Annotated in this window: 9 protein-coding genes; 5 read left to right on the top strand and 4 right to left on the bottom strand. The window is 70.9% G+C overall.

The window, feature by feature from the left end; translation table 11 throughout:
* Nucleotides 1–49 precede the first annotated feature (49 nt).
* Nucleotides 50–631, top strand: a complete 582-nt coding sequence (locus tag AB3347_RS20630) for an energy transducer TonB (protein ID WP_369093588.1) — start codon at nt 50–52, stop codon at nt 629–631.
* Nucleotides 632–727: 96 nt separating this feature from the next.
* Here AB3347_RS20630 and AB3347_RS20625 read toward each other — a convergent pair whose 3' ends face one another.
* A complete protein-coding gene (locus AB3347_RS20625; RefSeq protein ID WP_369093587.1) occupies nt 728–4,534 on the bottom strand; it encodes a PAS domain-containing protein in 3,807 nt (1,268 codons plus the stop codon).
* A 176-nt stretch (nt 4,535–4,710) separates the two neighbouring features.
* Between AB3347_RS20625 and AB3347_RS20620 the strand changes: the two genes are divergently transcribed.
* The gene (locus tag AB3347_RS20620) at nt 4,711–5,103 is read left to right on the top strand and encodes a hypothetical protein (RefSeq protein WP_369093586.1); all 393 of its coding nucleotides are present in this window, start codon (nt 4,711–4,713) and stop codon (nt 5,101–5,103) included.
* Between the two features lie 25 nt (nt 5,104–5,128).
* A complete protein-coding gene (locus tag AB3347_RS20615) occupies nt 5,129–5,518 on the top strand; it encodes a hypothetical protein (RefSeq protein WP_369093585.1) in 390 nt (129 codons plus the stop codon).
* 25 nt (nt 5,519–5,543) lie between these two features.
* On the opposite strand, the gene AB3347_RS20610 is transcribed toward AB3347_RS20615, so the two are convergent.
* Entirely contained in the window at nt 5,544–6,767 is a 1,224-nt protein-coding gene (locus AB3347_RS20610; RefSeq protein ID WP_369093584.1) for an MFS transporter, read from the bottom strand.
* 87 nt (nt 6,768–6,854) lie between these two features.
* On the opposite strand from AB3347_RS20610, the gene AB3347_RS20605 reads away from it, so the two are divergent.
* Nucleotides 6,855–7,655: a helix-turn-helix transcriptional regulator gene (locus AB3347_RS20605; RefSeq protein WP_369093583.1), complete on the top strand. Its 801-nt coding sequence runs from the start codon at nt 6,855–6,857 to the stop codon at nt 7,653–7,655.
* On the opposite strand, the gene AB3347_RS20600 is transcribed toward AB3347_RS20605, so the two are convergent.
* On the bottom strand, nt 7,645–8,880 hold the full coding sequence (locus AB3347_RS20600) for a PAS domain-containing sensor histidine kinase (protein ID WP_369093582.1): 1,236 nt from the start codon (nt 8,878–8,880) through the stop codon (nt 7,645–7,647). The genes AB3347_RS20605 and AB3347_RS20600 overlap by 11 nt on opposite strands.
* Nucleotides 8,870–10,222 (bottom strand): sigma-54-dependent transcriptional regulator, encoded by a 1,353-nt coding sequence (locus AB3347_RS20595; RefSeq protein WP_369093581.1) that lies wholly within the window; start codon nt 10,220–10,222, stop codon nt 8,870–8,872. The genes AB3347_RS20600 and AB3347_RS20595 overlap by 11 nt, the downstream gene beginning before the upstream one ends.
* A 241-nt stretch (nt 10,223–10,463) precedes the next feature.
* Here AB3347_RS20595 and AB3347_RS20590 point away from each other — a divergent pair, with 241 nt between their 5' ends.
* A complete protein-coding gene (locus AB3347_RS20590; RefSeq protein WP_369093580.1) occupies nt 10,464–11,747 on the top strand; it encodes an efflux RND transporter periplasmic adaptor subunit in 1,284 nt (427 codons plus the stop codon).
* The last annotated feature ends 7 nt before the right edge of the window (nt 11,748–11,754 follow it).

Raw genomic sequence — 11,754 nt, 5'->3', positions numbered from 1 at the left:
GCCCGCGTCCCCATTGGCCAGCGGCTGCCCGGCGCATGGTGGCGGCGGCGTGACCACGGTCGAAGTGCAGATCGGCGAACAGGGGCTCGTCACCGATGCCCGGGTGCTCGCCTCCAGCGGCAGGGCCGACCTGGACGAGGCGGCTCTTGCCGGCATCCGCCGCTGCGTATTCCACGCGGTGCTTGCCACGGGCCAGGCGCCGACCGGCTGGCTCAAGACGCAGTATGTGTGGGTGTCCGGCGAAGCGAAACAGGCACAGGCGGCGTACGAGGAACTGTTCGCGCGCACCCGGCAGCGTGCCGAAGCCGCACTCGCCATGCTCATCGAGGCGGGCCGCGCAGGCAGTGCGGCGCCCGCCGAAGCGGCCAGCCTGTACCGCAAGGCCATGCAGTGGCGCCACCCGGGCGCCTACTACCGGTATGGGCTGATACTCGAACAACACGGCGACGACCAGCTGGCAGCCGCGCTGTTCCGGCAGGGGGCGGCGCTGGGCGACTGCGAGGCCGCCACGAAATACCTGCAGTTGCGGCAGGCGCAGGCGCCATCGGCCCATGCCCCGACGTCCGACATCTACCTGGCGCATCGTGCGCAGGCCTGCGCCGCCGGTCCTGAATTGCCGCCGCAGCTCTGACAACCCGGTTTTCCATGCTTCCCTTCCACTCGCTCCCGGAGCTGCCGTGCGCGTCCACAGGACCGCGTTGCCCGTCGATCCTCCGCCCGGCCCGGATCAGGCCCGCGACGGCGTGCCCAGCCGCGCCAGCAGCGCGTCGATCTCTTCCAGCCCGGCCGGCTTGGTGAGGTGGGCGTCGAAGCCGGCCGCGCGCGCCTCGCTGCGGTCGTGCTGTGCGCCCCAGCCGGTATGGGCGGCCAGCAGCGCACCGTCCAGGTGCGGCAGCCTGCGGATCGCGCGCGCCAGTTCGTAGCCCGACAGGCCCGGCATGCCGATGTCGAGGATCAGCAGTTCGAAACCGGCGTCGCGTGCCAGCGCCAGCGCCGCGTGCCCGTCGTGCGCCAGCGTCACCCCGTGGCCGCGCGCCTCCAGCACGGCGGCGAGCATGGTCGCCGCATCGACGTTGTCGTCCGCGACCAGGATGCGCAGGCCGCCTGCCGGCGCGGCGCCCGGCCCGCCGTCGGCGCCGGCCTCGGGGCCGTCGGCCTGCGACGGCGCCGGCGGCAGGCGCAGCGTGAAGCAGCTGCCCTGCCCCATTCCGGCGCTGTCGGCGACGATGGTCCCGCCATGCATCTGCACCAGGCTGCGCACCAGCGCCAGGCCGATTCCGAGGCCGCCCTGGGCGCGGCCGATGTTCTGCGACACCTGGCTGAACATGTCGAACACGCTTTCCAGCGCATCCGGCGGAATGCCCATGCCGCTGTCGCGCACCGCCACCACCACCTCGCCCTCGTCCGCCCGGGCCGACAGCGCGACCATGCCTCCCGGCGGCGTGTACTTGCAGGCATTGGTGAGCAGGTTGGTCAGCACCTGCGCCAGCCGGGTCGGATCGGCGTCCAGCCACAGCGCCTGTTCCGGCAGGTCGACCTCGAGCCGGTGCCCGGACGCCTCGATCATCGGCATCACGCCCTCGATCGCGATGGTGACCAGCTGGCGCAGCGCGACCCGCTCGCGCTTGAGCGCGATCTTGCCGCTGTCGATGCGCGCGATGTCCATCAGGTCGTCGATCAGGTGCACCATCTGGCGCAGCTGGCGATCCATCATCGTGCGCGCCCTGGCCAGCACCTGCGGACTGCTGCCCGGCAGCTGCATCAGGTCCAGGCCGGTGCGCAGCGGCGCCAGCGGGTTGCGCAGCTCGTGCGCCAGCGTGGCCAGGAACCGGGTCTTGCGGTTGTTGGCGTCGAGCAGGTCGACGGTGGCCTGGCGCAGCCTTTCCTCGGCCAGCTTGCGCTCCGTGATGTTGCGGCTGACCGTGGCATAGCCTTCCGGCACGCCGTGCTGGTCGCGGATGACGTAGACGGTGTAGATGATCCAGATCGCTTCGCCGCTGCGGAAGTGCCGGATCCGGATCTCGGTCTCGCTGTGTCCCTCGCGCGCCACGCGCGGCAGGAATTCGTTGCTGATGAAGTCCCGGTCCTCTGGAAAGAAGAAGCCGGCCACCGGCATGGCCAGCGCTTCCTCGACCGACTCCGCGCCCACCATCCGCACCGCGGCCGTGTTCAGGAAGAAGACCTTCAGGTCCAGGCCGGCCATGCCGATGAAGTCTTCGCTGCGCTCGGCGAGCGAGACGAAGCGCTGGCGGTCCAGCTCGACCTGGCGGCGGTCGTGGATGTCGGTGCTGGTGCCCACCCATTCGCGGATCGCGCCGTCGCGGCCGAAGATCGGCACGGCGCGCGTCACCGTCCAGCGCCAGGAGCCGTCGGCGGTGCGCATGCGCTGCTCGGCTTCGAAGGGTGTGCGCCGCGCGACGCAGGCGTTCCATTGCGCCAGGGTGGGCGCGCGGTCCTCGGGATGGATGGCATCGATCCAGCCGAAGCCCTTCAACTGTCCGTAATCCTGGCCGGTATAGGCGCGCCAGGTCGGGGAATCGGCCTCGATCGCGCCGTCCGGGCGGCAGTGCCACACTACCTGCGTGGTGGCCGCGATCAGCGAGCGGAAACGCTCCTCGTTCTCGCGGATCGCTTCTTCCGACTGCAGGCGCTCGGTGATGTCGCGGGTGGTGCCGGCCACCGCCTCGACCTCGCCGTCCGGCCCGATCACCGGCACGAAGATGTATTCGTACATGCGGCGCCCGAAACTGCCGTTGAAGGGCACCACGCCCTTGATCGGCGCCCTGGTCGCGCGCACCTGCTCGATCTCGCGGCCGTGCATCTCGGCGTGCCAGGGTTCGTAGCCGAGCTCCAGGCAGGTCTTGCCGATCGACTCGTCCCAGGTTCGCCCCCACATCGTCAGCAGCACTTCGTTGGCGTAGGTGAAGCGGTGCTCGAGGTCGAACACGTAGGCCAGGTCCGGCGTGTGCGAAAGAAAGGTCTCGTACAGGCGGCGGCGCTGCTCCGACTCGCGGCCGAGCTCCTGCAACTCGCGCTCGGTCTCGCGCTGGCGCGTGACGTCGCGGTACAGCACGGCCACGCCGTCGTCGTAGGGATAGGCGTGCACGCTGAACCAGCGGGTCTGGCCATTGAGCTCGTAGGCGACCGGCATGTCGACCGTGACCCGCTCGCGCATCACGCGCTGGTACAGCAGGCCGGATTGCTGGCGTTCCGACCCGGGCCAGGCCTCCCAGTGGGTGCGTCCCACGATCCGGTCGGCCGGGCGTCCGTCCATGGCCAGGCCGGCGGCATTGATCTGCAGGATCCGGAACGCGCGGTCCATCAGCAGGAAGCCGTCCTGCAAGGTCTGCAGGATATGGTGGCTGCGCTGCTGTTCGCGGTGCAGCTGCGCCTGGGCGCGTTCGCGCTCGACGATCGGCGCCACGTGGCGCGCGCAGATGTCGGTGAGCTGCATCTCGCGCTCGTCCGGCACGCGCTGTTCGCAAAAGTAAATGCTGATCACGCCCAGGGTGCTGCCGTCGCTGCCGAAGAACGGCGTGCTGTACAAGGCGCCGATGTGCTGGCGTCGTGCGAACCCGCGGTAGTGCGCGTACAGCGGATCGGTCGCGGTATCGGCGACCACGATCCGCCGCTTTTCCGCAAAGGCGGTGCCGCACGCGCCCGCCCCCGCAGGCACGCAGCACAGGGCCGCCAGGCCGTCGGCGTCGATGCCCTGGCTGGCCTGCACTGCCAGGCCGCCGGCGTCGGCATCGTAGAGCGAAATCGCGCCCTGGTGCACGCCGTGCAGGCCGGTCACCGTGCGCAGGACGATGTCGAACTGCTGCGCGAGGGTGCCGGCCTCCAGCAGGCGCTCGCTCATTGCGTGCAGCTGCTGCCAGTCGTCGAGCTGGCGCGCCAGCTGGTGCTCGGAAACGGCCAGCGCCAGGTCGCTGCGCATCTTGGCCGCCGCCAGTTCCGCCTGGGCGCCCCGGCGCCGGGCGACCTCTTCCTCGAGGCTGCGGTTCATGTCCTGCAGCGCGACGCGGTTGCGGTGCTCCTCGGTGACATCGTTGCAGATCGCCAGCACGCCGCGTACGCCGCCGTCGTCCTCGACCGGGCTGAAACCACAGGTCCGCCAGACCTCCGCCAGCGCGCCTTCGGGCGCCGGCGGCACCGGCGGCGCCGGCCGGTGTTCGTTCCCGGTGGCGCCGCCTTGCATCACCTGCGCGATCTGCGGTCCGATGATCGGCCAGGCCTCCTGCCAGCAATCGGGTCCGGGCTGGCCCAGGGCGGCCGGGTGGCGCTGCGCGTCCAGCGTGGCGCGGAAGGCGTCGTTGTAGAACTGGATGCGTTCCGGCCCCCACCAGAGGCACATCGGGTGGTTCGAGGTGAGCAGCAGGCGCAGCGTGGTCTTGAGCGCGCTCGGCCATCCCGAGGGCGCGCCCAGCGGCGTGGCCTCCCAGTCGAAGGCGCGCATCAGCGCTCCCATGTCGCCACCGCCGGCCAGGTGCGTTGCCGGGGCAGACATCAGCTTGTCGCAATCGGCAGGCAGCATGGCGTCGTGGGGTCGGGTTGAAGTGCCGGACAGTATAGCCGACATGGCAAGTAACTTTCCTGCGCCCCGGGAAACTCCACAGGTCATCCGTAACGGTCGGAAACGAATATTTCGCCCGTTACGGTTTGGAACAATTTCGAATCGTGCTGCCGATCGGCCGGGCTTACCATTTATTCATGAACTTCAGCTTTTCAACCCCAACCAGCGGCGCGTGCCTGGTAAAGCTCTGGGCCAGCGGGCGCTACGGCTTTTCGCTGCCGAAGAAGGTCGAGATCACGGGACCGGACGGCGTGACCGCGGCCTACCAGTACCACAGCCGCAAAGTCGGGCTCTCGGCCGAACTCACCAACCGCATGCTTGTCAGAATCGCGATTGCCCAGTACCTGGCGCGGGGCGTGGACGATGCCGGCGCGGAGGTCCAGGAAATCGACGACGCGCTGGCGCCGTTCGGCGGCGCCCTGACCCAGATCCGGCCCTTCGCCCCGCCGCCGCCGCCGCCACGCGTGCGGCCTTCGCGGATCATGGCGCGCACAGCCGGCAGGCTGGCCTGCGCCAAGGAGGCGGCATGACAACATTAAGTTCAACGAGGTAGACATGCGCATCACCTATACTCCCGGCCAGGTTGCCATGCTCGTCGACCGGGCCGAACGCCAGCTCGAACAGATCGTCGCCGACTCGGTGGGCGAGGCCGGCAGCGGACGCAACATCGCTCGCGCGGCGCAGCACATGCTGCACGAAACCGTGGTCACGCTGATCCGCCTGTACCGCGAACAGGTGGTGGGCGGCGCGCCGGTGGCCACCCGCATCGCACGCGCCTATGCCAAGGGCGCCGATGCGCAGAGCGGCGTGCCGACCCTGGCCTGCGTGCGCACCATGCTGTCGATCGTGCGCGACAGCCGCGAACTGGTGGCGGCGCCCGAGCCGCGGGCGGACATGCATCCGGAGATGCGGCAGCCCCATGCGACCAACATGACGCTCGGATAGCGCGCAGCGCCGCCCGGGGCGCCTGCTAGGCCGCCTGCCCGCTAGCCGTCGCCCGGCGCTCGCGGGTACTCCCGCCCACGCCCACCGCGGTGGCGATCGCCAGCGCCTGGAACAGGGCAACGCCGGCGAACACCCAGCCCGGCCTTCCCGCATCCATCACCAGCCCGAACAACAGCGGGCCGATCGCCAGGCCGCTGTCCAGGCCCGAATACACCACGCCGTAGACGCGTCCGGTCGCCCCTTGCGGCGCGGCCGCGCGGATCATCAGGTCGCGCGAAGGTCCCGCCACGCCCGAGCACAGGCCGATCAGGCCCATCAGGGGCAAGGCCATCCAGGCCGGGCCGGCCCCGGCCGCCAGCACCAGCGCCAGCAGGGCCGCCGCCGAGAAGGCCAGCGCCACGGTGCGGTCGTGGTGCCTGGCGCGCGCGCCGAGGAAGCCGCCGGCCAGCATGCCCAGCGCCGAGGCCAGCATGTAGGCGGTGTACGAGCTGGTCGCCAGCGCATGGGAGATGCCGTACAGAGATTCGAGGCTGATGGTGGCGAAGCTCTGGATGCCGCCCAGCGCCACCGCGGTCAGCAGGAAGAACCCGAAGCACAGCCAGACCGCGCGCAGCTTCAGGAAGCCGAGCGTGTTGTCCTGCGCCGCGGCGCCCTGCCGCTGGACCGGGTCGGGATACAGCAGCCGCCGGTTCAGCACCAACAGCGCCAGCACCGCCACCGGCAGCGCCGCCGCCCCCAGCAGCGCGGCGCGCCAGCCTTGGGTGGCGGCGATCGCGGTCAGGAAGATCGGCGCGGCGGCCCAGCCGATGTTGCCGCTGATGCCGTGCACCGAGAAGCCGTGCGCCAGCCGCGCGCGCGAGACGCGCTGGTTCAGCAGCGTGTAGTCGGCCGGGTGGAACACCGCGTTGCCGGTGCCGGCCAGCAGCGCGCCCGCCAGCAGGCCGGCGTAGCTGTCCGCCCGGGACAGCAGCAGCGCCGAAACGCCCAGCATGCCCATGCCGAAGAACAGCACGGCGCGGGCGCCGACCCGGTCGACCACGAAGCCGGCCAGCGCCTGCCCGATCCCGGAGACCACGAAGAACACCGTCATCAGGAGGCCCAGCTCGGTGTAGCTCAGGCCGAAGGCGGGCTTGAGCCAGGGGATCAGGGCCGCCAGGATCAGGTGGTAGAAGTGCGAGGTGCCGTGCGCCAGGCCGACCAGGCCGATCACGCGGGCGTCCTGCTTTAGGCTGTTGTTCTGTTGTTCCATCCTATGCCTCTCGTCGAAAAAGCCAGTGTATGCAAAGTGGCGGCGTCCGATTTAAGATAGCCTGTCAAGATTTATCGAGAACCTGCCATGCAGCCAGTGCGGCCAACGCTTCCTCCCACCCAGGGTCCGGGCCCGACCGACGCGCGGCCGGTGAGCCTGTGGGCGCGCGACCTGCCCGCCGACGTCTCGGTGGGCGCCCACAGCCACGCCTGGGGCCAGCTGACCTATGCGCACAACGGCATGATGCGGGTGAGCGCGCAGGACAGCAGCTGGATCGTGCCGCCGCAGCGCGCGCTCTGGATCGCGCCGCACGTCGTCCACGAAGTGACGATGCTCGAGGCGGCCTGCCTGAGTCCCCTGCGCATCCATGCGTCGCGCGATCCCTTCGGGGGCGAGCGCTGCCGCGTGGTGGAGGTGAGCAGCCTGCTGCGCGAACTGATCGCCGCGCTCGAGACCGGAGAACAGCCGCGCGACCCGGGGCGCGCCTTCCTGCTGGGGGAACTGATCCTCGACGAGCTGGCGCGCGCGCCGTCGCGCCCGATCCGCGTGCCGCTGCCGCGCGACAAGCGCCTCAAGGGCCTGTGCGAAGGCCTGATCGCCGCGCCGGGCGACACCCAGACCCTGGCAGACTGGGCCCGCGCCGTGGGCGCTTCCGAACGCACCCTGGCGCGGCTGTTCGACCGCGAGCTGGGCATGAGCTTCGGCCAGTGGCGCCAGCAGGTGCGCCTGGCCCATGGCGCTTGCCTGATCGCGCGCGGCCTGCCGCTGTGGCAGGTGGCGCAGCAGCTCGGTTACGCCAGCCAGTCGGCCTTCACGGCGATGTTCAGGAAAACCTTCGGCACCACGCCTTCGGCCTTCTTTGCCGGCGATCGCGGGCTCAAAAACTGATCACGAAGCGCGCGCCGCTGCCCACCGGCCGCGCGTAGCGCACCGTGCCGCCGTTCTCGTGCACCAGGTGGCGCACCATGGCCAGGCCGATGCCGCCGCCCTGCTTCTTGGTGGTGAAGAAGGGCGTGAAGATGTGCCCGACCAGTTCCGGCGGCACGCCGGGGCCGTCGTCCGCGACCTCGATGCGCAGGCGCGCGCCGCGCGCCAGGCGCGCGCTGACCCGGGCGCCGGGCTGGCGCAGGCCCTGGGTCGCCTCGAAGGCGTTCTTGAGCAGGTTGATCAGGGCCTGCTCCAGCTGGCCGGGGTCGGCCACCAGCTCGAGCGAGGCGGGTTCCACCGAAAACTGCACCTCGCCGCCGCGTGCGCGCCAGCCCGGGGCCACCAGCGCGCGCACCCGCTCGAACAGGGCGCCCAGGTGGATCCGTTCCGGCCGCGCCGGCGGCACGTTCGACAGGCTGCGGTAGCTGGCCACGAAGTCGGCCAGGCTGTCGGCGCGCCGGCTGATCGCGTCCAGGGCCGTCACCAGGTCGTGCCCGAGGTCCGGCGGCAACAAGGCGCGGCACTCCTCCAGCATCTCGCGCGCGGTGCGCGACAGCGAGGCCACCGGCGTGAGCGAATTCATGATCTCGTGGGTGAGCACGTGCACCAGCTGGCGCCAGGCGTTCAGGGCTTCGGCTTCCAGCTCGCTTTCCAGCGGCATCAGGGCGGCCAGGCGCTGCGCCCTGCCCTGCAGCGCCAGCGCCGATACCGCCAGCAGCGCGCGCTCGACGCCGCGTTCGGTATCGAACTGGATGATCGTGCGGCGCTCGCCCGGCTGCCCGGCCAGCTCGCGGTACAGGGCCGCCGGATCGCTGGCCCGGCCCGGCGCCACCAGCTTGCGCGCGTTGGCGTTCAGTGGCGTGACCTTCCCTTCGCCGCCTGCGCCGTCGATGCGAAACAGCGCGATCGGCGCGTGTTCCAGGCTGCTCTCCAGGGCCAGCGCATTGTCGACCAGGTGCTGCTGTTCGATGCTGAGCACGGCCTTCGGCTCGAGCGGCCTGGGGTGGCGCAGCATGGCCAGCCGGTCGAGGCAGCGCCACAGGGCCCACAGGAGCGGCAGCGCCGCCAGGGCGCACAACACGATCAGGCGCGGCGCGTCCTTGACCATGCCGGCGCCGAAGCCGAGCACGGCGACGCCGGCCGCGCACAGCAGGACGGCGGCCTTGACCCGGCCCTCAGATGCCATGCTTGCCCAGCTTGCGGTACAGCGCCGCGCGGCTCAGGCCCAGCATGCGCGCCGCCAGGCTGATGTTGCCCTTGGCCTTGTCGAGGGCGGCGGCGATGGTCTCGCGTTCCAGCGCGCCCAGGCTGAATTCCTCCGGCTGCGCCGCGACGGCCGGCTCTGGCGCAGCCGCCGGCGCCGGCACCGCGGCCGGCGCGGCCAGGCCGAAATCGTCGAAGCGGTACTCGGGCTGCGCCGCCAGGATGGCCGCGCGCTCGCAGGCATGGCGCAGCCCGCGCACATTGCCCGGCCAGGGCCAGGCGCACAAGGCGTCCAGCGCGTGCGGGGCCAGCTCGCGCACCGGGCGCCCGTACTGGGTTTCGTACAGCGACAGGTAATGGTGCAGCAGGTGCGGGATGTCCTCGCGCCGTTCGCGCAGCGGCGGCACGCGCAGCACGATGGTATTCAGGCGGAACAGCAGGTCGGGCCGGAACACCGATGCATCGAACAGGCGCTGTTCTTCCAGGTTGGTGGCGCTGACGATGCGCACGTCGATCGGTTCGGCGCGGTCGAGCCCCAGCGGCGTCACCTCGCGCCGCTCCAGCACGGTGAGCAGCTTGGCCTGGGCGCCCAGCGGCATGTTGCCGATCTCGTCGAGGAACAGGGTGCCGCCGCGCGCGGCCTGGAAGCGCCCGGCGCGGTCGCTCCTGGCGTCGGTGAACGAGCCCTTGCGGTGCCCGAACAGCTCGCTCTCGAAGGTCGCTTCCGGCAGCGCACCCATGTCCACCGCCAGGAAGCTGCCGGCGGCGCGCTTCGAGGCCGCGTGGATGGCGCGCGCCACCAGCTCCTTGCCGACCCCGTTCTCGCCCAGCACCATCACGTTGGCCTCGGTCGGCGCCACCGCGGCAATCATGGCGCGCAGTTCGCGCATCGGCGCTGAATCTCCCATCAGGGGAGACTCGCCGGCGGGAGCGGCCGCCGCGCGGCGCGCCAGCGCGCCCTCCACCGCCGCCACCAGGCGAGCATTGTCCCAGGGCTTGGTGATGAAGTCGCTGGCGCCGCGCTTGAGGGCCTCGACTGCCAGCGGGATGTCGGCATAGGCGGTGAGCGCGATCACGCCTGGCGGACGCGGCAGCGCGCGCAGGCGATCGAGCACCGCCAGGCCTTCGGCGCCGTCGATGCGGCCCGGCGTGAAGTTCAGGTCGAGCAGCACCAGGTCCGGCGCGGCGTCGAGCAGCCCGTCCAGCCCGCGCGGGTCGCCCAGCGTCGCCACGCGGCCATGGCGGCGGCGCAGCAGCATCTGCGCGGCGCAGGCAACGTCCTCGTCGTCGTCGAGGATCAGGATGGAGGCGTTCGATGGGGACATGCCGGGCATGGGAAGGTAATGACAGAATCGCATTCTAGCAGCGCCGATCGGCCGCGCCTACGCCCTGCGGACAGGGGCGCGGACAGCTGTCCGCCTGCGAACATGCATACCTGTCCGGATCCGGACACTTTTGCCCGGAACGCTGTCCGCAGGCGCGAAAAACGGCCTGGCGCCGGGGTGGCACGATAGTTGCGATGCCTGGGGCATCTCAACCCGCAGTCTCGCAACTAGATTGAAAAACATGGACCGACTCCCACCCCAAGCCGTCACCGGCGCCGCCATGGACGCGGTGGTGCCCCGCCGCCCCAGCAAGCGCTACGTACGCGCCGGCCTGGCCTTCGCCCTGCTCCTCGCCTTCGGCGCCGGCGCCTGGCAGCTCATGCCGCACGGCCTGCAAGTACCGGCCGCCGACGTGCGCGTCGCGCAGGCCGCCAACGGCATCTTCCGCGACGACATCGTGGTGCGCGCCAGCGCCCAGCCGCTCAATTCCATCATGCTCGATTCGGTCGAATCCGGCCGCGTCGAGGAAGTGCTGGTCGAGGACGGCCAGACCGTCGGCAAGGGCCAGCTGCTGTTCCGCCTGTCCAACCCGCAGCGCAACCTGGCACTGCTGGAACGCCAGGCCGAGCACGCCCAGCAGATCTCCAACCTGGCAAACCTGCGCGTGGCCCAGGAAGCCAGCCGCAGCGAGCACCGCCGGCGCTATGCGGACGCGGAATTCGCGCTGCAGCAGGCGGAAAAACAGCATGCCCGCAACAGCCGCCTGGCCCAGCAGGGCTTCATCTCGGCGGTGGCGCTGGAAGAGTCGAGCGACCGCCTGGCCCAGCAGCGCCGCACGCTCGACAACGAACGGCGCCGCTTCGAGACCGAGGAAAGCGTGCGAAAGCAGGGCCTGCAGCAGATGGAAACGGCCATCGACGGCCTGGCCTCCGGCCTGCAGCTGGTCGGCGCCACGGTCGACGCGCTGGCGGTGCGCGCCCCCGCGGACGGCATGCTGACCGACTTCCGCCTGCAGGTCGGCCAGACCGTGCAGCCCAATCAGAACATCGGCCGCATCGACGATCCGAAGCGCTTCAAGCTGCGGGTCGAGGTCGACGAGTTCTACCTGAGCCGGGTGACGCGCGGCCTGGCCGGTGCAGTCCACCAGGACGGCAAGCAGTACCCGCTGAAGGTCAGCGCGGTGTTCCCGCAGATCCGCGAAGGCCGCTTCACCGCCGAGATGGTGTTCACGCAGGACCAGCCCGCGGTGATCAGCCCGGGCCAGAGCCTGGACGCGCAGCTCACCCTGGGCCGCAGCGCCCAGGCCCTGCTGCTGCCGGCCGGCGCCTTTGTCAACGACACCGGCGGCGCCTGGGTCTTCGTGGTCGACAAGGACAGTGGCCGCGCCGGGAAGCGCGCCGTGCGCCTGGGCCGGCGCAACAACAGCCAGGTCGAGGTCCTGTCGGGCCTGGCCGCCGGCGAGCAGGTCATCGTTTCCAGCTACGGGCCGTTCGGCAAGGCCGAGCAGCTCCAGTTGAACAAGTAAACCAACG

Origin of the sequence: Massilia sp. X63, from assembly GCF_041023745.1 — a bacterium.
Classification (GTDB): Bacteria; Pseudomonadota; Gammaproteobacteria; order Burkholderiales; family Burkholderiaceae_D; genus Telluria.
The sequence above is the reverse complement of the archived record's forward strand: the minus strand, read 5'-3'. Positions and strand labels throughout refer to the sequence as shown.

Coding starts and splice junctions, on each gene's coding strand:
- AB3347_RS20625 (WP_369093587.1), bottom strand. CDS start 4,534: ATGCTGCCTGCCGATTGCGACAAGCTGATGTCTGCCCCGGCAACGCAC.
- AB3347_RS20620 (WP_369093586.1), top strand. CDS start 4,711: ATGAACTTCAGCTTTTCAACCCCAACCAGCGGCGCGTGCCTGGTAAAG.
- AB3347_RS20615 (WP_369093585.1), top strand. CDS start 5,129: ATGCGCATCACCTATACTCCCGGCCAGGTTGCCATGCTCGTCGACCGG.
- AB3347_RS20610 (WP_369093584.1), bottom strand. CDS start 6,767: ATGGAACAACAGAACAACAGCCTAAAGCAGGACGCCCGCGTGATCGGC.
- AB3347_RS20605 (WP_369093583.1), top strand. CDS start 6,855: ATGCAGCCAGTGCGGCCAACGCTTCCTCCCACCCAGGGTCCGGGCCCG.
- AB3347_RS20600 (WP_369093582.1), bottom strand. CDS start 8,880: ATGGCATCTGAGGGCCGGGTCAAGGCCGCCGTCCTGCTGTGCGCGGCC.
- AB3347_RS20595 (WP_369093581.1), bottom strand. CDS start 10,222: ATGTCCCCATCGAACGCCTCCATCCTGATCCTCGACGACGACGAGGAC.
- AB3347_RS20590 (WP_369093580.1), top strand. CDS start 10,464: ATGGACCGACTCCCACCCCAAGCCGTCACCGGCGCCGCCATGGACGCG.